A 22,079-nucleotide genomic window follows, 5' to 3' on the forward strand; every position below is an offset into this window, starting at 1 on the left:
CAGATGTGTAAACGAGACAGGGATAGGCTCGGTGAGTGGCCGGGGGCCTGCTTCGAGGCCGGGCGCGTCAGTCGCCGTCCACCGCCCGGCGGAAGGGGTGTCGATGCGGATGTGTGGAGAGCGCCGTGATGTCAGGTGGTGGGGCTGCCCGCGGTCCACTCGCTCCACGACATGTTCCAATCGCTGAGGCGGTTGTCCGGGGCCGGCACGGTCTTGTCCTGGGAGTTCTTGACGATCACGACGTCACCGATCATCGAGTGGTCGAAGAACCACGCGGCGGGCTGCCTGCCGTCGCCGCCGCCCCTGACATCCCTCATACCTACGCAACCGTGGCTGGTGTTGACCTTGCCGAAGACCGAGTCGCCACCCCAGTAGTTGCCGTGGATGAACGTGCCCGAGTCGGTGAGGCGCATGGCGTGCGGTACGGCCTTGATGTCGTACGAGGGCTTGCCGTCCTTCTCCGTGAGGCCGACGCTCGCACCGTTCATGTGGATCTGCCTGAACTTCTCGGAGATCACCATCTGACCGTTGTACGTCGGGTGTTCGCGGCTGCCTGATGAGATCGGAATGGTTTTGACCGTCTTGCCGTCCCGCGCGACGGTCATCTGCTTCGTCTTCGCGTCGACGGTGCTGATCTGGCTCCGTCCGATCTTGAACGTGACCGTCTTCCGGATGCCGTGGCGGTTGAGCGTGACGGTGACGATGGAGCCGGACTTCCAGTAGTTCTCCGGGCGGAAGTCCAAGCGGTGGTCGTTCAACCAGTGACCGACGACCCGCTGGCCGCTGCTGGAGCTGACCTGGATCTCCGCCTCCACGGCAGCCTTGTCGCTGACCGCCTTGCCGAAGCCGACCGTCACCGGCATGCCCACGCCGACGGTCGAGCCGTCCTGGGGGGAGACGTGCCCGAGGAAGTCGTTGGCCGGGGAGACCGTCGTGATCGTGGCGTTACCGGTCGCGGAGCGGCCCTCGGCGTCCTCGGCCTCTGCGGCGATCTGGTATTCGGTGGCACGCTTCAGCCGGCCGTCCGGCTTCCAGGAGGTGCCGTCCGCGGACAGACTGCCCGGAATCTCGGCGCCGGTCGCGACGGCGGTCATGGTCACCTTGGTGAGCTTGCCGTTGCCGACGGTGACACTGACCGGGTCGCTGACCCCGACGTTGTAGGCACCTTGCCCGGGCGTGATCTGTATGCGGGCCTCGGAGGCCTCCTGGGAGGCCGTCCGGCTCACCGGCGCCTGCGGGTTCGGGTGGTTCCCGGCATCGTTGCCGCTGGTGGCGGCGTGGCTCGTACCGCCGAGGGCCGTGACCGCGAGTACGCCGCCGAGTACGCCGGCCGTAGCCACCAGCCTGGTGCTTCGTTTACACAGCGTGGTCAAGCGCTTCTCCATGCCATCGATCGGTTTTTGTGGTCCTGTGCTGATCACGGAAGAGAGCAATCAGCCTCGACAGTATTTATAGGCACAGCTGTGTCCATAAATGGGTAAATTGTGGCGAAGGCCACGCATTGCCGGGCGCGTCATCGAGGCGATGCTGACGTTGGTGTGCTCTGGCTTGCTCATGCCACGGAAGGCATGAGTGCGGCGTCGAATCCGCGGTTCGGGCGGGAGTGCCGGGGGCACCGGCGGAGCAGGGGGCGGAGCGGGCGTTGCCGTCGTCGAAGCGGTGGAAGAAGCGGGCGTCGAGGCGGGCGCGGGTATCGGGACCGATGCCGTACCGTTCCCGGCCGGCTTCGGCGAGGGCGGACAGGTTGCGGAACGGGGTGAACGTGCCCCTGCTGCGATACGGGCAGGGGCTCTTGAACTGCGAGCCGCTTCGGCGGTGAATTCATCCGCCGCCACCGGCTGCGACGGTGACACGGGTCGGCCTCGGTGCAAGCTCAGAAGATCCTCAATTCTTTTCCCCGAAGACGATCATGGGGATACAGTCATGCGTGACCTGGGGGGCGGGCCGTCTGACGAGTTCCGTCCCTCATGCGGAAAAGAATCGGGGAACCGTGAGCATGAAGAGTGAACTGTTGAAGCGTCGAACCATAACTGCTCTGGGGGCAGTTGGGTTGGCTGCGACCGTTCTGGTATCCACGCCTGCAAATGCCGATGACTCCGGCCGACTCGGGAGCGTCAAGCTTGCTGCTGCTGGTGGCGCGACCTGTATCGCGACGCCGCAGAACCCTCACCGGTCTTCCGGGCAGCCTGATGGGCGCATTCTGTTCAAGACTCGCGTGACCTGCCAGAGTACCTACCCGTCGGTTACCGTACATCTCAACGGCAGGCTGGAATTGGGCCCCCGCATGGGGCCGAGGCAGGTCATGACGACTTCCAGCCAGACCCAGGTGATCAAGAACGGGAAGACGGCAACGTTCTACACGCCGCTCGAAGGTGGAAAGCAGGTGCGCAGGGCGGGCAGCTACACCGGCGTCATCAGCGGCCAGATCACTGCACCGAAACCCGGGAACATCGACACGGGGCTCAGCCAGACCCTCTACGTGAACTAGCTCTGCACGGACGGGCCCGAGCACGGACGAGCTTCTATGATGAGGCCATGCAAATACGCCCAGTAGACCCCAGGGATATCACTTGGGAGCAAGACCGTGCCGTGTATCGCGTGTACTTCTGGGACACGGTCAGCAATCACTCGCACGAATATCAGGTATCAGAGGCTGATATTGATGAAGTGCTTGCCTGGACGCGGCGCGAATCGGAGGGGCATGGATGGTCGTACACCGTCTATGTGCAGGTCGATGACGAGGGGCAGTCAGGGCTGGTGCGGCTTTGCGGCGTCGTGGGCGATCCCTTTGCGGTTTGATGCGAAGAGCGCCGACTCCTACCGCCTCGCCAGCACCCGTGCACGAGCTGAAGAGTCCGTGACTGGCCCGTGACCGCGACTTCACCAGGCGGCGGCGACGTCGCTGCGGGCAGGCGCAGCGGACGGCATCGCGAGGCAGCGGCAGGCCAGGGCGCTTCCTGGCCTGCCACTCCGTAGCGGGGTTCGACTGCCGAGTTCCCCGCGGAGTCCAGCCTGCTGGTGACCGCACGTGGTCGCCAGGGGTGTACCGGCTCCAGGCACCGCATACCGGAGCACGGTCAGGGGCTCGGGGCGGTCCGGCCGACGTTTCGCACGTCAGCGCGCCCTTCCGCGGGGTTTCAGCGGTACCGGCGGCAGCGCGGGTGCGGGCAACGGGGCTCCGTCGTAACCCTTCACCTCGCCGAAACGGGACCCTTCCGTCCAGTCCGCGCGGGCCTGTTCGATCTCGTCCTGGGTGCGGGCCACGAAGTTCCACCACATGAGGAGTTCCTCGGCGAAGGGCTCGCCGCCCAGCAGCATGATCCCGGCGTCCGACTCGGCGCGCAGCGGGAGTTCGGACCGTCCGCAGCCCAGGTAGAGCATCGAGCCGGGCAGCACCGGCACCCCGTCCACCCGCACCTCGCCGGACATCGCCAGTACGCCGTACTCGAAGTCCGGTTCCAGCGGCAGCCGTACGTCGGTGCCCCCGGCGAGGGCGAGGTCGGCGCCGACGATCGGGGTGAACGTCGTACCGGGCGACCGGGCGCCGTCCAGCTCGCCCAGGATCACCGTGGCGGTCAGCCCGGGCGCGGTGACCTGGGGCAGCTCGGCGTGGTACTCGAACCGCGGGTCGGTGTGCCGGTGTTCGTCGGGCAGGGCGACCCACAGCTGGGCCCCGTGCAGGAAACGGGCGTGCGGGCGCGGGGTCTCCTCGGAGTGACTGATCGCGCGGCCCGAGGTCATCAGGCCCAGCTGCCGGGGCCCGATCGTCTGCAGGCTGCCCGTGGAGTCCCGGTGCAGCACCTCGCCCTCGTGCAGCCAGCTGACCGTCTGGAGCCCGATGTGCGGGTGGGGCGGCACCTGCATGCCCGGCTCGTCGGCGATGTCGTCGGGGCCGTAGTGGTCGACGAAGGCCCACGCGCCGATCATGCGCCGCCCGAGGTTCGGCAGCAGCCGGCGTACCTCGGTCGACTGGCCCAGCTTCACGTGCCGGGGGCTCAGCAGCTCGCGCACCGGTTCGGCGACGACGAAGCCGCGGCCACCGCAGACGCTGGGCACGGGTGCGCGGTCTAGGTTGCTCATGGCGCCCAACTTAGCGGTGTGCGGGCCGGACGGTGCGCGCGGTGTCCGGGATTTCGCTCCGTGTGCCCCGGCAGCCCTTCCGGTGTGTTCCGCTGTACGACACGGACGGGGACGGCACGGTTCAGGCAGCGCCCTGGAGCGGGGTACGGCGGACCGGTCAGCCTCCTGGCGGCCGGGCGCTCGCAGACGGCCCGGCCGTCGACGGGACGACCGGGCTCGGGACGGGGGACGGCGCGCCGGCCCTCGGGTCAGCCCAGCCGCTTCAGCAGCTCCTCGGCCACCGGGGCGGAGGACGCCGGGTTCTGGCCGGTGACCAGGGTGCGGTCGACCACCACGTGCGGCGTCCACGGCTCGCCCGCCCCCACCTCGACGCCCGCCTCGGTCAGCCGGTCCTGAAGCAGCCACCTGGCCTGCCCGGCGAGTCCGCCCTGCGTCTCCTCCTCGTTGGTGAAGGCCGCCACCCGGTAGCCGGCGAAGGCGTTGGTACCGTCCGCCCGGACCGCGGCGAGCAGGGCGGCCGGGCCGTGGCAGACCACGGCCAGCGGCTTGCCCGAGTCCAGGACCGCCACCAGCAGCCTGCCGGAGTCGGGGTCCACGGCCAGGTCCTCCATGGGGCCGTGCCCACCCGGGTAGAAGACGGCGTCGAAGTCGGCGAGGTCCACCTCCGCGAGCTTCACCGGCGTCCGCAGCTCGGCCATCTCCTCCACGGCGCGGGCGATCTCGTCGGCCTTCTCCTGGCCGCCGTTGACCTCGGCGGCCAGGCTCGCCCGGTCGAGCGGCGGGACCACACCGCCCGGGGTGGCGACGACGACCTCGTGACCGGCGGCCCTGAGGGCGCGGTACGGGACGACCGCCTCCTCGGCCCAGAAACCGGTCGGGTGCGCGGTGCCGTCGGCGAGCGTCCAGTGATCGGCGCCGGTCATCACGAACAGGATCTTCGACATGGGGTCTCCCGGGTTCTGACTTCGAAGGGCTTGCGGTCTGTACAAGAGAACGTAGGCGACCGCGCCCATAGACATCCAATGGGCTGGTGAATGGCAGGCATTGGATCTTCTATGGGTGCGACGGGAATGGCGGGCGGTGATACTCGGACCGTGGAGACCCCCGCGCTCGACCTCAACCTGCTGCGCACCTTCCTCGCGGTGTACCGCTCCGGCTCCTTCACCGGCGCCGCCCGTGTGCTCGGGCTGTCGCAGCCGACGGTGACGACGCAGATGCGCGCGCTGGAACGGCAGACCGGCCGTGAGCTGTTCGAACGGCTGCCGCGCGGGGTCACGCCCACGCCGGTGGCCGACGAGCTGGCGGCCCGGATCGCCGCGCCCCTGGACGACCTGGCCGTCGTCGCCGGCCCCACCCCGCCGGCCGGTACCCGGGCCGAGCCCGTCCATCTGGCCGGCCCGGCGGAGTTCCTCTGCACCACCGTGCTGCCGGCTCTGGCCCCGCTGGTCGCCGAGGGGCTCCGGCTGCGGGTGTCGACGGGCCTGACAGATCCGCTGCTGGAGGAACTGCGCGCCGGCCGTCACGACCTGGTGATCGCCACGACCCGCCCGCGTGGCCGTACGGTGCACGCCGTGCCGCTCGCCGATGAGGAGTTCGTCCTGGTCGCCTCCCCGGTCTGGGCCGACCGGCTGCGGGGACGACAGGGCGAACGGAACGCCGCCGCCGGGGGCCCCGCCATCGGGGACCCCGCCACCGTGGGCTCCACCACGCGGGACGCCCCCACCCCGGGCTCCGGGGTCCTGGGCACCGCGGCGCCGGGCTCCGCCACCCCGGACTCAGCCCCCCGGCGCTCCGCCGACCGGGTCTCCTCCGTGCCGGACCCGGCCCCCCGGGGCTCCACCGTCCCAGGCGCCGCCCGCCCGCAGGCTCCCGCCCCGGAGAGCCCGGTACCGGAGGCTTCCGCCCCAGGCCCCGCCGCCCCGGCTGCTTCCGCCCCAGGCCCAACCGCCCCGGACGCTTCCGCCCCGCGGACTCCGGTCCCGACGCGAACTCCTACCCCGAGCTCGGCCGTTCTCCTCGACCCCGCCGTCCTGCACGATGTCCCGCTCGTCACCTACGCCGAGGACCTGCCGATCGCCCGCCGGTACTGGCGGCACGTCTTCGGCCGGCGGCTGTCCCGTACCGCTGCCGTGACGGTTCCCGACCTGCGCGGGGTCCTCGCGGCCGTGGCCGGGGGCGCCGGGTTCAGCGTGCTGCCCCGCTATCTGTGCCAGGACCTGCTGGCCTCCGGCGCGCTGGTGGCGCTGCTGGAACCGGAGGATCCGCCGATCAACACCAGCTTCCTCGTCCGGCGTCCCGGCGCCTGCGACAACCCGGACGTGGCTCGCGTCCACGACCTGCTGCTGCGGGCGGCCCCCAGCTGGTGACCGGCCCGCCCGGCCACCCGCAAGGCCGCACCCGGGCCCACCGGGACGACCTGCCGGCGACATCGATGTCCGGTGCCCCCTGGTTGGCGCGGGCCGGTTGCCGGGCCGACGATGGAGCCGTGGGGTACGGCCGCCGCAGCGCCGGTGCCGTCCGAGGCCGCCGGGGGACGGAGGCCGGCCCCGGCCGCGGTCCGCGGCCGGAAGGAGGACACCGTCATGCTGGAAGTGAAGACGGTCGAGAAGCCGGACGAACGGCGCGACTTCCCCCGCGGCCATGTCGAAGCGCTCCATCTGACCGGGCTCGACTTCGCGGTGGGTACCTTCGAGCCGGGCTGGCGCTGGTCGGAGTCCGTGGCGCCGATCGCGGGCACCGGCAGCTGCATGGTCCCGCACAACGGATACGTGGTGCAGGGACGGATGCGTCTCCGTATGGACCACGACGGCGGCGAGGCCGAGGTCGGTCCCGGTGACGTCTTCGTGTGCGCACCCGGTCACGACGCCTGGGTGGTCGGTGACGAGCCGGTCATCGTCTACGACTTCGCCGGGACGATGGCGAACGAGTACGCCAAGAGCTGACCGGACGGCGGGCCCGCCCGCCACCACCCCGGCCGGGCCGTCCCCGTGCGACCCGGCCGGCCCGGCCCTGGACCTGAGCCCGGGCCCCGATCCGCCCTGCCCGGTGCGGGTCCGCCCATGACCCGGCCCCGCCCCCGCAACCGGCCGACGGGCCACAGCCACTGCCAGGGCCACTCCCACTCCTACGGGCCACTCCCGATCCCACCCGCACCCCCTCGCCCACGGCCGTCAGCCGCCGAACGTCTCCGCGCCGCCCTCCGCGAACGCGAGCGCGTCCTCGTGACCGAACAGACCCGGCAGACCGCCGGTGTGGACGAAGACCGTCTTCTCGCCCGGCCGGACGGTGCCGTCCCGGACGGCCGCCCGGAGGCCGGCCAGGGCACGGCCCGTGTACGTCGGGTCCAGGACCAGTCCCTCCGTGCGGGCGGCCAGCCGGAGTGCCTCGCGCACCGGGCCGGTCAGCGCCGCGTACCCGTCGCCCACCTGGTCCCGACGCACCCGCAGCCCCGCAGCCGTGACCGTCTCCGGCGTGAGCGGCGCCGCGAACCGCGCCACCGCCGAGGCCGGGTCGGGCAGCGCGCCGACGTCGACGCCGAGCACCGACCCGGTGCCCAGGGCCGCGACCAGCCCGGCCATGGTGCCGCCCGAGCCCAGGGCGACCACGGCCGTCCGCAGGTCCGGCATCCGCTCGCGCAGTTCCTCGCCGCACCGGACGTAGCCCCGGGCGCCCAGCGTGCCGGAACCCCCGAACGGGATCAGCGCCGGTCGGGAGCCGGCCGCCCGCAGCCGTCCGCACACCTCGGCCGCCGCCGCGTCCAGCCCGGCCCGGTCCACCTCGCCGGCCCAGGCGAGCCGCGCCCCGAACAAGCCGTCCAGGGCGAGGTTCCCGGACCGGGAGGCGCCGGGCGAGCCGCGCAGCACGAGGACGACGTCCAGGCCGAGCCGGGCGCCCGCGGCGGCGGTCAGCCGGGCGTGGTTGCTCTGCGGGGCCCCTGTGGTCACGAGGGTGTCCGCGCCCTCGGCCAGGGCCGCGCCCGCCGTCCACTCCAGTTTGCGGATCTTGTTCCCGCCGGCGCCGAGGCCTGTCAGGTCATCGCGTTTCACCCACAGGTCGCCGGGTGCGAGTCCGAGCGCGGCGGCCAGCCTGGGTGCCGGTTCGACGGGGGTGGGGAAGGTGCCGAGCGGCACGGGCGGGTGGCTCATGGCGGCATCCTCGGTTCAGTGGTCGGCGTGGCCGTCCAGTCGATCACGGCCGCCGGGCATCTCCGGCAGCAGCCCTCCCTTCCGGTGCCGGCTCGACCCGGGCCGCCCGGCGTCACACCGGCAGCAGGCGGGCGATCAGCGCGCCGAGCTGCCGGGCCGTGCGGCACTCGTGCATCTCCACCAGCTCGGCGTAGGCGGGTGCGGCGGAGTCGCCGGTGCCCCACCGGTCGCGTGGCTCGGGGTTCAGCCAGTAGACGCGGCGGGCCCGCCGGACCAGGTCGCGGACGGCGGGGAGGTTGGGGTCGCTCATGTTCGTCCGGGCGTCTCCGAGGACGAACACCGTGGTGCGCGGGCCGGCCGCGTCGCCGTACCGCTCGGTGAACTCGCCCAGCGCCACGCCGTAGTCGCTGCTGCCGTGCCAGCCGGTGAGCGTGGCCTCGGCGCGGATGCGGGCGCCGAGCCCGTCCGGGTCGGCGCGGCCGTGGCCCAGCAGGCCGGTCACCTCGTCGAGCCGGTTGACGAACGCGAACACCCGGACCTTGCCGAACTGGTCGTGCAGTGCCTGCACCAGCAGCATGGTGAAGTCCGAGAATCCGGACACCGAGCCGGACACGTCGCAGAGCAGCACCAGTTCGGGCCGGACCGGGCGGCGTCTGCGCAGCACCGGCCGGATCGGCACCCCGCCCGTGAACAGGGAGGAGCGCAGGGTACGGCGCAGGTCGATCGTGCCTCGTGCGGCCCGGCGGCGGCGGGCGGCGAGCCGGGTGGCCAGCTTGCGGGCGAGCGGCCGCACGACCCGGCGCAGCTCGGCGAGCTGGTCCCGGTTCGCGGCCAGGAAGTCCACCCGGTCGGCGGTCGGGCGGACAGCGCGCCGAGCGATGTCGTCCCGTCCGCGCCGCTCGGCCACCCGGCGCCGCGCCTCCGTGCCGACCATCCGCCGGAACTCCTCGACGCGGCGCCGGAGCTCGTCGTCCAGCAGCCGGTCCGCGAAGCCCGAGCCCGCTCCGCCGCCGTCCCGGCCGCGCACCTCGGCACGTACCCGCGCCAGGAGGGTCTGGGGACGCAGCCGGTCCAGGGTCTGGTAGGCCGACCAGCCGTCCGAGCCCGGTGAACTCCCGTACCCGCCAAGGGAGTCGACCGCCTCCGCCGCCAGCCGGGCCAATAGCGCCCGGTCGTCGTCGGCCAGTGCCCGCGCGAGCCGGTCGCGCAACGCCTCCCGGTCCCGCGGGGCGCCGCCGGGTCCGCCGACGCCGCGCGGGAAGTACAGGTCGAAGACCGAGTCGAACAAAGCCCGTTGGCCCGGTCCGTGCAGCAGTGTGGCGGCCAGCCCCTCGCGCAGCAGCTCCCGGTCCGTCAGCCCCAGCGCCTCCACCGCGCGGGCCGCGTCCACGGTCTCCCCGGTGCCGATCCGCACCCCGTGCGCGCGCAGCGCCCCGACCAGGCCGGTGATCCGGCAGGCGACGGCGGTCACAGCGCGGCCAGGTCGAGCTTGGCCGCCGCCTTCCGGATGTCGTCCTCGTGCTTGAGGATCACCCCGAGGGTGTCCAGGACGACCGTCTCGTCCAGCGTGCCGGCGCCCAGGGCCAGCAGGGTGCGGGCCCAGTCGATGGTCTCCGCGACGGAGGGCACCTTGCGCAGGTCCATCGCGCGCAACGCCCCGACCACCCGGACCACCGACTCGGTCAGCGCCTCGCCGAGGCCCGGCACCTTCAGCCGTACGATCCGCCGCTCCAGTTCCTCCTCCGGGAAGCCGATGTGCAGGAACAGGCAGCGGCGGCGCAGCGCCTCGGACAGTTCCCGGGCGGCGTTGGAGGTGAGGACGACGAAGGGACGGCGGGTGGCCGTGACCGGGCCCAGCTCGGGAACGGTGATCTGGAAGTCGCTGAGGACCTCCAGCAGCAGCCCCTCCATCTCGACGTCGGCCTTGTCGGTCTCGTCGATCAGCAGCACGGTCGGTTCGTCGCCGCGGATGGCGGTCAGCAGGGGGCGGGGGAGGAGGAATTCCTCGCTGAAGATGTTGGTGCGGGTCTCGTCCCAGCTCTCGTCGCGGGCCGCGCTGATCCGCAGCAGCTGCTTGGCGTGGTTCCACTCGTACAGGGCGCGGGACTCGTCCACGCCCTCGTAGCACTGGAGCCGTACCAGCCGGGCCGCGGTCACCTGGGCGACGGCTTTGGCCAGCTCGGTCTTGCCCACCCCGGCGGGGCCCTCGACCAGCAGCGGCTTGCCCAGCCGGTCCGCCAGGAAGACGGTGGTGGCGACGGCGGGGGAGGCGAGGTAGCCGGTCTCGGCCAGGCGGGCGGAGACGTCGTCGACGGATGTGAACAACGGGGCCTCCGGCGGCTCGGGAGCGATGCGTCCTTCGGCCGCCTATCTAAGCGCTTGTTCACCGTTTCTGTCACGTGTTCCGGTCCGGGGCACGAGTACCCGGGTGACCGGCGCCGGCGAAGCGTGCCGACGTACGAACCGATGTGTATACCGATCGGTTTCCCTCCCCCCGCGGCGCGGTGACCTCACCGTATGGCCACATCGGAGAAGGCGTCCCCCCGCGACCGGCTGCTCGACGCCGCCGCCAGGCTCTCCTACCGCGACGGCGTCTGCGTGGGCATCGAGGCCCTGTGCCGGGCGGCGGGCGTGTCCAAGCGGTCGATGCACCAGCTGTTCGACAGCAAGGACGCGATGCTCGCCGCGAGCCTGGAGCGCGGCGTCCGGTGGTACGAGGCCCGGTTCACCCGTCCCCACCCGGAGAGCGCGAGCCCCCCCGAGCGCGTCCTGTACGTCTTCGAACGGCTGGAGCAGGCTTCCCTGGACGCCGGCTACCACGGCTGCCCGTACCTGGCCGTGCTGGTCGAACTGAAGGACCCGGAGCACCCGGCGAGCAAGGTCGCCCGCGAGGTCAAGGACCGTCTGGCCGCGAGCTTCCGTGCCGAGGCCGACCGGGGTGGCGCCCGCGACCCCGAGCTGCTCGCCCGCCAGCTCGTCCTCGACGGCGCCGGCGCCCGGGCCGGCGCCGGGGTGGAGCAGCTGGCCGACGGCCTCGCCACGGCGACGGCCACCGCCCTGCTGGACGCGGCCGGCATGCGCCCGACCGGCCCGGCGCAGGGTCCGCGCCGGCCGGCCCGGCCAAGGGCGACCCTTCCGGAGAGGAGTGGCTCCGGCCGGCCGGGTCACCGCTCCCTCGGGGACCGCCCCTGGTCCCCGTACGGGTCACCACAACGCGCGGGTCCGCTGCCGCGCCCGGTCCAATGGACCCGTGACCGCGCCCCCGGACGACTGCCTCACACGCAACGAGTGGATCTGCGGCCTCTATCTGACCACCCGCCGCCAGATCCTCCTCGACGCGGTGCTCCAGCATCTGCGGCTGACCGTGCTGTCCGTCCTCATCGCCGTGGCCGTCGCCCTGCCGCTCGCGCTCCTGGCCCGCGGCCGGGGCTGGGCGGCCGGTCCGGTCCTCGCCGTCACGACGGTGCTCTACACGATCCCGTCGCTTGCCATGTTCTCCCTGCTCCTGCCCCTCTACGGCCTGTCTGCCGCCCTCGTCGTCACCGGGCTGGTGCTGTACTCGCTCACCCTGCTCGTACGGAACATCCTCGCGGGCCTGCGCGCGGTCCCGGAGGAGATCCGGCAGGCCGCGCGCGGCCTCGGCTACGGCCCCCTCCGCCTGCTCCTCACCGTCGAACTGCCCCTCGCGCTGCCCGCCGCGATGGCCGGCCTGCGCATCGCCACCGTCTCGGCGGTCTCCCTGGTCACGGTCGGCGCGATCGTGGGCTTCGGAGGCCTCGGCAACCTCCTCTACGCGGGCATGAACACCTACTTCAAGGCCCAGGTGCTCACCGCGTCCGTCCTGTGCGTGCTGATCGCCGTCGCCGCCGACCTGCTCCTGCTCGGCGTGCAGTGGCTGATCACCCCCTGGACCCGGGCCGGCCGCGCATGAGCCCGGCCGGGACACGGACGGCCCCCGCATGAGCACCCTCACCGCCACCTGGGACTGGCTCACCGACCCCGCGCACTGGACGGGCGACGACGGCATCCGGCACCGGCTGCTCCAGCACCTGCTGCTCACCGTCGTCTGCCTGCTCGTCAGCTGCCTGATCGCACTGCCCGTCGCCCTCGTCCTCGGCCACCTCGGCAAGGGCGGCGCGCTCGCCGTCAACCTCGCCAACGCCGGCCGGGCCGTGCCCACCTTCGCCGTCCTGGTGCTGCTGCTCCTGACCCCGGTGGGCCGGTGGGGCGAGGGCCCCACGGTGGTCGCCCTCGTCCTGTTCGCCGCGCCGCCGCTGCTCACCAACGCCTACGTCGGCATGCGCGAGGTCGACCGGAGCGTGGTGCGGGCCGCGCGGGGCATGGGGATGACCGGCCGGCAGCTGCTGTTCCGCGTGGAACTGCCCCTGGCGCTCCCCATGATCCTCAACGGGGTGCGGATCGCCGCCGTCCAGCTCGTCGCCACCGCCACGATCGCCGCGCTCGCGGGCGGCGGCGGCCTCGGCCGGATCATCACGGCCGGCTTCGCTCTCGCCAGCACACCCCAGGTCGTCGCCGGTGCCCTGCTCGTCGCGGTGTTCGCCCTCCTCGTCGAGGGCGCCTTCGAGATCGCCGGACGGCTGGCGCCGCCGTGGGTCCGGGGTGGCCGATGACAGCCCGTACGGCGCTCGCCGCCCTCGCCCTCCTCCTCCTGAGCGCCTGCTCCACCGGCCCGTCCCTGGAGAACCGGGGCCAGGTCACCGGGCCGCCCGGCGACCGCCGTCACCTGGTGATCGGCTCCGCGGGCTTCACCGAGAGCGACCTGCTCGCCCAGATGTACGCGCAGCTGCTGGACCAGGCCGGCTACCGCACCTCCCTGCTCACCGTCGCCAACCGCGAACTGTACGAACCCGCCCTGGAGTCGGGCCAGATCGACGTGGTGCCCGAGTACGCGGCCACCTTCGCCGACTGGCTCGCCGCAAGAACCCACGGCGCCGGCGCGCCCCCGGCCGGCTCACCCGACCCCGCCACCACCCTGCGGGCCCTGCGGGCCCTCGCCGCGCCCCGCGGCCTCACCGTGCTCCCGCCCGGCCGGGCCGTCGACCAGAACGCCTTCGCCGTGAGCGCCTCCTACGCCCGCCGGCACGGCCTGCGCAGCCTCAGCGACCTGGGCGCCTCGCGGCTGGGCGTGCGACTCGCCGCCGGGGACGAGTGCGTCCAGCGGCCGTACTGCGCCCCCGGCCTGCGCAGGGTGTACGGGATCGACGTCACCGGCGTCGACCCCGAGGGAGTCGGCACCACGCAGGCCAAGCGGGCCGTGCGGGACGGCCGGGACCAGATGGTGCTGACCACCACCACCGACGCCACCCTGGACTCCTTCGGCCTCGTCCTGCTCGCCGACGACAGGCACCTCCAGAACGCCGACCTGATCGTCCCCGTCGTCAACCGTTCCCGCGCGGGCGGCGCCGGTGTGACGAAGGTCCTCGGGGCGCTGAACGGCGTCCTCACCACCGGTGACCTGGCCGGCCTGAACCGGCAGGTCGACAGCTGGCGCCGGTTGCCGGCCGACGTGGCCCGCGCCTACCTGAAGGGCAAGGGGCTGCTCAGGCATCCGCCACCGAGTCGAACGGCACCTGCCCGCGCGCCACCCCCCGGGCGTCCGCGTCCACCGAGCGGCGCAGCGCCTCGTGCAGCCGCGCCGGGGTCAGCACGCCGAGGAACCGCGCCCCGTCCAGTACGGCCACCCACCCGGCGTCGTACTGGAGCATCACCCCGAACGCCTGCTTCAGCGGCGCGCCCACCGGTACCCATGCGGTCATCCGGTGGGCCAGGGCCGCGACCGTGCCGCCCGCCGCCAGTTCCCCGATGCCGACCCAGCCGTGCAGGTCACCACCCGCGTCCAGGACGACCGCCCAGCGCGCGCCCTCGGCCCGCAGCCGCTCCAGCGCCCGGCCGGCGGGCTCGTCCAGGCGGGCCACCGGCGGCTGCTCCAGGTCCTCCGGTTCGATCGCGGTGACCGACAGGCGCTTCAGCCCGCGGTCCGCGCCCACGAACCCGGCGACGTACGGCGAAGCGGGCGCCCCGAGCACCGCGCCCGGCGTGTCGAACTGCTCGATACGGCCCTGCCCGTACACGGCGATCCGGTCGCCGAGCCGGACGGCCTCCTCGATGTCATGGGTGACCAGCAGCACCGTCTTGCGCACGGCGGCCTGCATCCGCAGGAACTCGTCCTGCAACTGCTCACGCACCACCGGGTCGACCGCGCCGAACGGCTCGTCCATCAGCAGCACCGGCGGATCCGCGGCCAGGGCCCGCGCCACGCCCACCCGCTGCCGCTGCCCGCCGGACAGCTGCTCCGGGTAGCGGGACCCGTACGTCCGGGGGTCGAGGCCCACCAGATCCAGCAGTTCGGCCGCCCGTGCCCGCGCCTTCGCCCGCTTCCAGCCGAGCAGCGCGGGCACGGTCGCCGTGTTGTCCAGGACCGTGCGGTGCGGGAAGAGACCGACCTGCTGGATGACGTAGCCGATACGGCGGCGCAGCCGCACCGGGTCGACGGCCGCGATGTCGTCGCCGGCCACGAAGATCCGGCCGGAGGTCGGCTCGATGAGCCGGTTCACCATCATCATGGTTGTCGTCTTGCCGCACCCGGACGGGCCGACCAGGGTGACGAGCTCGCCCTCGGACACCTCGAAGGAGAGGTCGTCCACGGCCGTCGTACCGTCCGGATACCGCTTGCCGACCTGCTCGAACCGGATCATTCCCTCACGCTACGGCAGGGCGCCGGACACCTCTCCCCACCGTGCTCCGACCGGCGGACGGCCGAGGACCGCTCCGGCCGGCGCGGTGCCGGGTCAGCTCAGCAGCACCACTTCCAGCGTCCGCGGGCCGTGCACGCCCTCCACCCGGTCCAGTTCGATGTCACTGGTGGCCGACGGGCCGGAGATCCAGGTCGACGGGCGGGTGGGGTCCAGCCGTTCCAGGGCCTGCGGCACGGAGGAGACGACCTGGCCGGGGACGCGGACGACACAGATGTGGTGGTCGGGGATGAGCGAGATGCGGCGCCGGCCCTGGTCCGGGGAGCCGTCGAGAACGATCGTGCCGGTCTCGGCGATCGCCACGGCGCACCCCGTCACCGCACTGTCCACCCGGTCCAGCCGGTGCGGGGTGCTCACCGCCCGGTCGGGGATCTGTGCGGCGCCGGTGGCCGACAGCCACTGCGGTGGCAGCCCGGGCGGTACCAGCACCTCCCGCGCGCCGCGCTCGGCCAGCAGCCGCGACACGAGGTGCGGCAGCTGCTCGGCGTCGCAGCGGTGCACGGCCGCCCGGTAGTCGGCCAGGTTCTCCGCGAGCAGCTCCACCGTCCGCTCGACGGTCCGCCGCCCGTGCTCGCGCAGGTAGCGCCGGGCCACGGCCTCCTCGTACGGCCGCTCGTCCGGCGTCACGTCGGCGAGGGCCCGCCGCACCCGGCCCAGGATCCGCTCCCTGCTGTTCACTGGGCGCCGTCCTTTCCGCCGCGGGTGCGCTGCCACCAGTCCCGGAAGGACTCGGCCGGTACGGCCGGCAGGTCCCGGGCGCCGCTCCACGCCCTCCCCGGGCCGGGCAGGGTACGAGGATGCAGCCGCCGGGTGCGGGAGGCGAGCCGCTGGCCGGTGCGCAGGGCGCCGGGGCGGGTGAGGGCCCAGCGCGCGGCCCGCATGGCCGCCCGCTCGGCCGCGTGTCCCCGGGCGGGCTTGAGGACGACCTTGTTGCCCTGCCGTACCGCCGGCCCGCCCTGCACGACCCGTTCCCGCAGGTGCACCAGCACCTCGGGGATGTCGATGGCGACCGGGCACACCTCGTAGCAGGCGCCGCACAGCGACGAGGCGTACGGCAGGGAGGCGTCGATCTCGCTGCCCGTGCCCCGCAGTTGCGGGCTGAGGATGGCGCCGATCGGGCCCGGGTAGACGGAACCGTAGGCGTGGCCGCCGGCCCGCTCGTACACCGGGCAGACGTTCAGGCAGGCCGAGCAGCGGATGCAGGCCAGCGCTCGGCGGCCGACCTGGTCGGCGAGGGTGTCGGTGCGGCCGTTGTCGAGGAGCACGAGGTGGAAGGTGCGCGGCCCGTCCCCGTCGGTGGTGCCGGTCCACATGCTCGTGTACGGGTTCATGCGTTCGGCGGTGGAGGAGCGGGGGAGTGTCTGGAGGAAGACCTCCAGGTCCCGCCAGGTCGGCACGATCTTCTCGATCCCTACGACCGAGATCAGGGTCTCGGGCAGGGTCAGGCACATCCGGCCGTTGCCCTCGGACTCCACCACGACGAGGGTGCCCGTCTCGGCGACCATGAAGTTGGCGCCGGAGACGCCGACTTCGGCGCGCAGGAACTTCTCCCGCAGGTGCAGCCGGGCGGCTTCGGCGAGTTCGGCGGGGGTATCGGTCAGGCCCGCCGGCGCCGGGCGGCCCCACGCGCCCATCTCGCGGACGAAGATGTCCCGGATCTCCCCCCGGTTGCGGTGGATCGCCGGGACCAGGATGTGTGAGGGCCGGTCCCTGCCCAACTGCACGATCAGTTCGGCGAGATCGGTCTCGTAGGCACGGATGCCCTCCGCCTCCAGCGCCTCGTTCAGCCCGATCTCCTGCGTGGCCATCGACTTGACCTTGACGACCTCGGACTCACCGGTCTCCTTCACCAGCCGGGCGACGATGGCGTTGGCCTCCCCGGCGTCCGCCGCCCAGTGGACCGTGCCCCCGGCGGCGGTGACCGACTCCTCCAACTGCACGAGGTAGCGGTCGAGATGGCGCAGCGTATGGTCCTTGATGCGGCGGCCCGCCTCCCGCAGCTCCGCCCAGTCGGACAACTCGCCCACCGCCCTGGCGCGTTTGGCCCGGATGGTGTGCGTGGCGTGCCGCAGGTTCGCGCGCAGGACGGGATCGTGCACGGCCCGGCGCGCGGCCTCCGGGAACGCGGGCATGCCGACGAACGTTGCGCTCATACCGCCGTTTCCTCCTCCGTGCTCGCCAGGATCTCCGCGAGGTGCACCGGCCGCAGGTCGGTCCGCAGCCGGCTCATCATGCCGCCGATGTGCATCAGACAGGAGTTGTCGGCCGCGCAGAGCACCTCCGCGCCGGTCGACTCGGCGCTGCGCACCTTGTCCGCGCCCATCGCGGCCGACACCTCGGCGTTCTTCAGCGCGAACGTGCCGCCGAAGCCGCAGCACTCCTCGGCACCGGGCAGCTCGGCCAGCTCCAGCCCCCGGACGGCCGCCAGCAGCCGCCGGGGCCGGTCGCCGAGCCCGAGGCCGCGCAGGCCGTGGCAGGTGGGATGGTAGGTGACCTTGTGCGGGTAGTACGCCCCGACGTCCGTCACCCCGAGCACGTCCACCAGGAACTCCGTCAGCTCGTACGTCCTCGGCACCACCGGCGCCAGCGTCCGCGCCAGCGCGTCCCCGCGCCCCTCGGCCCGGGCCCGCTCACCCAGCCGCGGATACAGCTCCCGCACCATCGCCCCGCAGGATCCCGACGGGGTCACGATGGCCTCGTACCCCGCGAACACCTCGGCGAAGTGCCGGGCCAGCGGCTCGGCCTGGTGCCGGTAGCCGGTGTTGTAGTGGGCCTGTCCGCAGCACGTCTGGCCGCCCGGGAAGTCGACCTCGACGCCGAGTCTGGTCAGCAGCCTCACCACGGCCCGCCCGGTGTCCGGATACAGCGTGTCGTTGACACAGGTCAGGAACAGGGCGACACGCATCGCGGCTCCTCGGTGACGGTCGTCTGACGAATGCAGGGTAGTGCGCCGGCGGGGGCCGCGGCTCGGTTCACCGCCGGTGAGCCGAGCCCCCACCACCGGCCGGTACCGCCGCGGGCGTGTGCCGGGTGCGCGGCTCGGTGCGGACGACCGGCCGGCGCAGCGCGGGATGCCGCCGGGGAGCCCGTGTGCGCGGGTCCGGACAGGGCGCTGCCGCGGGCCGCCGCCTCGGCCGGTCCGCTACCACCGGCAGTCCGCGGGCGTGGGCCGTCAGCCGTCACACCGGCGTGTCACGGGTATCGCCGAGGTGCGCCACCTCCACCGGATGGCCGGCCGCCGCGTCTGCCGCACGGGCCGCCGGTGAGCGAGGCCCGGCGAGCCGGAACGCACCGGATGACCTCGGCCCGTGTCCCCGGCACGGGGGCCGCCCCGACGTCCGGCACACCCCGGCGATCCGTTCGCGCGTCCGGCCCGGCGCCGGCGGCACCGGCGGCCGGCGCTCCGGCCTGAGCCGGCGGTGCGCCGCTCCGGCCTCCCCGCACGCCGACCCGCGCTGACCGGCGGTTCAGTGACGAACCGTGATCCCGGGGGTCGGCTCCGGTGCGCTCATGTGCTGAACTGGGACGTGTCCGTCCCATCCGTCCCGGGAGACCTGTTGAGCCTCAGCTACCGCCAGCCCGGTGTCGTCCTCACCGACCGTCACTTCACGGTGCCCCTCGACCACGCCGACCCGGACGGCGAGACCATCGAGTTGTACGCCCGCGAGGTGGTGGCCGGTGACAAGGCCGGGCAGGAACTGCCCTGGATGCTCTACCTCCAGGGCGGTCCCGGCTTCGGGGCGAATCGTTTCGTCGGGCGGCAGGCCTGGCTCGGCCGGGCGCTGGAGGAGTACCGCGTCCTCATGCTCGACCAGCGCGGAACCGGCCGCTCCACACCCGCGACCCGCCAGACGCTGCCGCTGCGCGGCGGCCCCGCCGAGCAGGCCGATCACCTCGCCCGCTTCCGCGCCGACTCGATCGTCCGCGACTGCGAGGCCATCCGACCCCAGGTCACCGGCGGCGCCCCCTGGACCGTGCTCGGCCAGAGCTTCGGCGGCTTCTGCACCGTGACGTACCTCTCGCTGGCCCCCGAGGGCATCGACACCGCGATCGTCACCGGCGGCCTGCCCTCCCTGCACGCCCATGCCGACGACGTCTACCGGGCCGCCTACCCGCGCGTCGAACGCAAGGTCATCGCGCACTACGCCCGCTATCCGCAGGACGTCGAGCGGGCCCGCCGGATCGCGGACCACCTCCTCGGCCAGGACGTGGTCCTGCCGGGCGGCCACCGCCTCACCGTGGAGGCCTTCCAGTCCCTCGGCCTGATGCTCGGCGCGAGCGACGGCAGCCACCGTCTGCACCACCTCCTGGAGGACGCCTTCGTGCGTACCCCGGCGGGCCTCGAGCTGTCCGACGCCTTCCAGGAGCAGGTGCGGGGCCTGCTGTCGTACGCCGGCCACCCCCTGTACGCCCTCGTCCACGAGGCGATCTACGGCCAGGACGCCCGCCCCACCGCCTGGGCCGCCGAACGCGTCCGCGCGGAGTTCCCGCAGTTCGACGCGGCCAAGGCACTCGCCGGCGACGCGCCCGTCCTCTTCACCGGAGAGACGGTCCACCCCTGGATGTTCGACACCGACCCGGCGCTGCGCCCACTGCGCGAGACCGCCGAGCTGCTCGCCGCCCGCACCGACTGGCGCCCGCTGTACGACCCCGCCCGCCTCGCCGCCAACGAGGTCCCGGCCGCCGCCGCCGTCTACCACGACGACATGTACGTCGACACGGCGCACTCGCTGGAGACGGCCGAGGCGATCCGCGGTCTGCGCCCCTGGGTCACCAACGAGTACGAGCACGACGGCCTGCGCGCGGGCGCCCCGCACGTCCTGGACCGGCTGCTGTCCCTCGCCCGGGACGAGGCCTGACGCGGACACCGCCCGCCGGGCGCCGCACCGCGGGAATTGCGCGGGCGAGAACGCTATTCGGCTCGGAGCCGTCCCGGCAGTCATTTCATGAGGCAACTAATCAGTGCCGATTTCGGTCCGTGGTAGGTTCACAGAAACCCGAAACTTTCGCTGAGCAGTGAATATGGAGCGCGTTCCCATGTCCGGCGTCACCGTCTCGGTCATCATCGCCGCGTACAACGCGATGCCGTATCTGACGCGCTGCGTCACCTCGGTGGCCGAGCAGAGCATCGGCCGCGACCGGCTCGAGGTCATCGTCGTCGACGACGGCTCGACGGACGGCACCGCCGCGGAGCTGGACCGCCTGGACGCCCGCTATCCGGGCCTGCTGCGCGTCTTCCACCAGGCGAACTCGGGCGGCCCGTCCGCACCGCGCAACACCGGACTCGACCACGCCACCGGCACGTACGTGTTCTTCCTGGACGCCGACGACCACCTCGGCCCGGAGGCACTCGAGCGCATGGTGGCGATGGCCGAGGAGAACGGCACCGACATCGTGCTCGGCAAGATGGTGGGTGTCGGCGGACGCGGGGCGCCCACGTCGATGTTCCGGCGGAACCAGCCGCACACGGATGTCTTCTCCTCCCGGGTGTACTGGACGCTGAACCCGATGAAGCTGTTCCGGCGGGAGCTGCTGGAGAGGCTGGGGCTGCGCTTCCCCACCGACCTGGCGATCGGCGAGGACCAGCTGTTCGTCGGCGCCGCCTATCTGCACGCCTCCGGTGTCTCGGTGGTCGCCGACTACGACTGCCTGTACTGGGTGCTGCGCGAGGACGAGGGCAACATCACCCGCCGGCTCAAGGGCTCCGAGCTCCGGCTCCGGTTCCTGCCCCGCATGGTCGACCTGATCCTGGACAACGTGCCGCCCGGCCCCGGCCGCGATCACCTGGCACACCGGCATCTGACCGTGGAAGTCCAGCAGATGGTCGCCGACCAGCTGGTCTTCGAGCCCCGCGAGACCCAGGAGAAGATGCTCGGCCAACTCGCCGCGGCCATCGAGCCGTTGTGGCACGAGGGGCTGAACGGACGGCTGTCGGCCATGGCCCGGCTGCGGCTGCACCTCGTACGCCACCGCATGCTGGACGAACTGCTGGAACTCGTGGAGTTCGAGAAGGGGCTCGCCCGGTCCGGGGCCGCCACCCCCGTCCTCGTCGACGGCGGCCGGGCCCTCGCCCGATACCCGTTCCTGCGCGACCCCGCCCGGGCGATCCCCGACCTCTGCTACGACGTCACCGCGCAGCTGGGGATCCGCCATCACATCACCCGTGCCGGGATGGACGGCGGCACGCTCCACCTGGCCGGCCACGGCTACATCCACCGCGTCGAGACCCGCGACGTCACCACCGCGCTGGTCCTGCGCGAGCGCGACAGCGGCACCGAGTACCGGCTGCCCGTCACGCACACGGCCACCCCCGGGCTCGGCGCCCAGGACGACGAGGGCCGGTACGGCTACGACCTCGCCGGGTTCGAGGCCACCGTCGACCCCGCCACCGCCGCCGACGGCGAGCCGCTGGCGGACGGACTGTGGGACATCTCCCTCGCGGTCGGCGCCCAGGGGCTCACCAAGGAGGTGCGGATCGGCAGCAAGCGCGCCGACGGCGTCTCGGGCGCGGCCACCACGCGGGTGCTCGCCACCCCGGAGGGGCCGCGCGCCGTCACCCTCTACACCACCAGACCCCACGGCAACTTCACGCTCGACCTCGGCGAGACCAAACACCGGGTGGCGCCTCTTCTCCGCCTCGACGGCGCCATCCGGTGGAGCGACGGGACGCCCCCCGCGCTGCGGTTCGGCGGACGCTGCGAGCTGGCCGAGTACCCGCCGGACGCCCTCGTGCTGGCGCTGACGAACGACAGCGGCGCGACCGCCGAGTTCCCGGTCCGGTGCACCTCCGGGCCCGGGGACTTCCACGCCACCGTGCCCGTCGGCACGCTCCCGGCCGGCGTCTGGTCGGGCGAACTCCGGCTGGGACCGTGGGCGGTACCGCTGCCCGCGCTCCCCGCGGACCTGCCCCCCGCCAAGTGGCGACGCCGGGCCCTGCCCTGGTACGCCCGCCCGGCCGCCGGCTCCCCGAAGCACTTCGCACTCCGGGTGGCGCGGACCGACCTCGTCAAGGCACTCGCTCAGCGCCTGCGGTAGCCCGGCACGCGCCGCGCCCCGCCGCCGCTGAGCGCCCGTCGGTGCC

18 protein-coding genes and 2 pseudogenes are annotated in these 22,079 nt (G+C 73.0%); 10 read left to right on the forward strand and 10 right to left on the reverse strand.

All coding sequences use genetic code 11. From position 1 onward, the window contains the following. Positions 1-131 precede the first annotated feature (131 nt). Positions 132-1,385 carry an Ig-like domain-containing protein gene (locus ACGFT1_RS29700; protein ID WP_373912072.1) on the reverse strand — a complete coding sequence of 418 codons (1,254 nt, stop codon included), beginning with the start codon at positions 1,383-1,385 and terminating at the stop codon, positions 132-134. A gap of 611 nt (positions 1,386-1,996) precedes the next feature. Here ACGFT1_RS29700 and ACGFT1_RS29705 point away from each other — a divergent pair. Further along, positions 1,997-2,488: a hypothetical protein gene (locus ACGFT1_RS29705; RefSeq protein WP_373912073.1), complete on the forward strand. Its 492-nt coding sequence runs from the start codon at positions 1,997-1,999 to the stop codon at positions 2,486-2,488. 47 nt (positions 2,489-2,535) lie between these two features. Then, the gene (locus ACGFT1_RS29710) at positions 2,536-2,799 is read left to right on the forward strand and encodes a hypothetical protein (RefSeq protein ID WP_373912074.1); all 264 of its coding nucleotides are present in this window, start codon (positions 2,536-2,538) and stop codon (positions 2,797-2,799) included. Between the two features lie 315 nt (positions 2,800-3,114). On the opposite strand, the gene ACGFT1_RS29715 is transcribed toward ACGFT1_RS29710, so the two are convergent. After that, entirely contained in the window at positions 3,115-4,080 is a 966-nt protein-coding gene (locus ACGFT1_RS29715; protein WP_373912075.1) for a pirin family protein, read from the reverse strand. Positions 4,081-4,328: 248 nt separating this feature from the next. Beyond that, positions 4,329-5,024, reverse strand: a complete 696-nt coding sequence (locus ACGFT1_RS29720) for a type 1 glutamine amidotransferase domain-containing protein (protein ID WP_373912076.1) — start codon at positions 5,022-5,024, stop codon at positions 4,329-4,331. 150 nt (positions 5,025-5,174) lie between these two features. Between ACGFT1_RS29720 and ACGFT1_RS29725 the strand changes: the two genes are divergently transcribed. Then, positions 5,175-6,446, forward strand: a complete 1,272-nt coding sequence (locus tag ACGFT1_RS29725) for a LysR substrate-binding domain-containing protein (RefSeq protein ID WP_373912077.1) — start codon at positions 5,175-5,177, stop codon at positions 6,444-6,446. Positions 6,447-6,662: 216 nt separating this feature from the next. Then, positions 6,663-7,022: a cupin domain-containing protein gene (locus ACGFT1_RS29730; protein ID WP_373912078.1), complete on the forward strand. Its 360-nt coding sequence runs from the start codon at positions 6,663-6,665 to the stop codon at positions 7,020-7,022. Positions 7,023-7,250: 228 nt separating this feature from the next. Here ACGFT1_RS29730 and ACGFT1_RS29735 read toward each other — a convergent pair whose 3' ends face one another. From ACGFT1_RS29735 to ACGFT1_RS29745, 3 genes are all read right to left on the reverse strand, one after another. Beyond that, positions 7,251-8,225 carry a D-cysteine desulfhydrase family protein gene (locus ACGFT1_RS29735; RefSeq protein WP_373912079.1) on the reverse strand — a complete coding sequence of 325 codons (975 nt, stop codon included), beginning with the start codon at positions 8,223-8,225 and terminating at the stop codon, positions 7,251-7,253. A 112-nt stretch (positions 8,226-8,337) separates the two neighbouring features. After that, positions 8,338-9,696 (reverse strand): VWA domain-containing protein, encoded by a 1,359-nt coding sequence (locus ACGFT1_RS29740; RefSeq protein ID WP_373912080.1) that lies wholly within the window; start codon positions 9,694-9,696, stop codon positions 8,338-8,340. Continuing rightward, on the reverse strand, positions 9,693-10,550 hold the full coding sequence (locus tag ACGFT1_RS29745) for an AAA family ATPase (RefSeq protein WP_373912081.1): 858 nt from the start codon (positions 10,548-10,550) through the stop codon (positions 9,693-9,695). Before ACGFT1_RS29745 ends, ACGFT1_RS29740 begins: the two co-directional genes overlap by 4 nt. 192 nt (positions 10,551-10,742) lie before the next feature. On the opposite strand from ACGFT1_RS29745, the pseudogene ACGFT1_RS29750 reads away from it, so the two are divergent. From ACGFT1_RS29750 to ACGFT1_RS29765, 4 genes and pseudogenes are all read left to right on the forward strand, one after another. After that, positions 10,743-11,306: pseudogene (locus ACGFT1_RS29750) on the forward strand (TetR/AcrR family transcriptional regulator); the annotation flags it as partial. Between the two features lie 169 nt (positions 11,307-11,475). Further along, positions 11,476-12,156, forward strand: coding sequence for an ABC transporter permease (locus tag ACGFT1_RS29755; protein ID WP_373912082.1), 681 nt, complete (start codon positions 11,476-11,478; stop codon positions 12,154-12,156). 28 nt (positions 12,157-12,184) lie between these two features. After that, entirely contained in the window at positions 12,185-12,856 is a 672-nt protein-coding gene (locus ACGFT1_RS29760; RefSeq protein ID WP_373912083.1) for an ABC transporter permease, read from the forward strand. Continuing rightward, positions 12,853-13,791: pseudogene (locus ACGFT1_RS29765) on the forward strand (ABC transporter substrate-binding protein); the annotation flags it as partial. The gene ACGFT1_RS29760 and the pseudogene ACGFT1_RS29765, both read left to right, overlap by 4 nt. On the opposite strand, the gene ACGFT1_RS29770 reads toward ACGFT1_RS29765, so the two are convergent. From ACGFT1_RS29770 to ACGFT1_RS29785, 4 genes are all read right to left on the reverse strand, one after another. Beyond that, positions 13,787-14,941 carry an ABC transporter ATP-binding protein gene (locus ACGFT1_RS29770; protein ID WP_373912084.1) on the reverse strand — a complete coding sequence of 385 codons (1,155 nt, stop codon included), beginning with the start codon at positions 14,939-14,941 and terminating at the stop codon, positions 13,787-13,789. The pseudogene ACGFT1_RS29765 and the gene ACGFT1_RS29770 sit on opposite strands and share 5 nt — an antisense overlap. Positions 14,942-15,034: 93 nt before the next feature. Beyond that, on the reverse strand, positions 15,035-15,676 hold the full coding sequence (locus tag ACGFT1_RS29775) for a lactate utilization protein C (protein WP_373912085.1): 642 nt from the start codon (positions 15,674-15,676) through the stop codon (positions 15,035-15,037). Beyond that, complete coding sequence (locus ACGFT1_RS29780) at positions 15,673-17,151, reverse strand: lactate utilization protein B (RefSeq protein WP_373912086.1); 1,479 nt, start codon at positions 17,149-17,151, stop codon at positions 15,673-15,675. The genes ACGFT1_RS29775 and ACGFT1_RS29780 overlap by 4 nt, the downstream gene beginning before the upstream one ends. Then, positions 17,148-17,903, reverse strand: a complete 756-nt coding sequence (locus tag ACGFT1_RS29785) for a (Fe-S)-binding protein (protein ID WP_373912087.1) — start codon at positions 17,901-17,903, stop codon at positions 17,148-17,150. Before ACGFT1_RS29785 ends, ACGFT1_RS29780 begins: the two co-directional genes overlap by 4 nt. A gap of 652 nt (positions 17,904-18,555) precedes the next feature. Between ACGFT1_RS29785 and ACGFT1_RS29790 the strand changes: the two genes are divergently transcribed. Both ACGFT1_RS29790 and ACGFT1_RS29795 read left to right on the forward strand, forming a co-directional pair. Then, entirely contained in the window at positions 18,556-19,857 is a 1,302-nt protein-coding gene (locus ACGFT1_RS29790) for an alpha/beta fold hydrolase (protein ID WP_373912088.1), read from the forward strand. 178 nt (positions 19,858-20,035) lie between these two features. After that, positions 20,036-22,033 (forward strand): glycosyltransferase, encoded by a 1,998-nt coding sequence (locus ACGFT1_RS29795; RefSeq protein ID WP_373912089.1) that lies wholly within the window; start codon positions 20,036-20,038, stop codon positions 22,031-22,033. Positions 22,034-22,079: the final 46 nt, after the last annotated feature.

Origin of the sequence: Streptomyces sp. Y20, assembly GCF_043195475.1 — a bacterium.
Classification (GTDB): Bacteria; Actinomycetota; Actinomycetes; order Streptomycetales; family Streptomycetaceae; genus Streptomyces.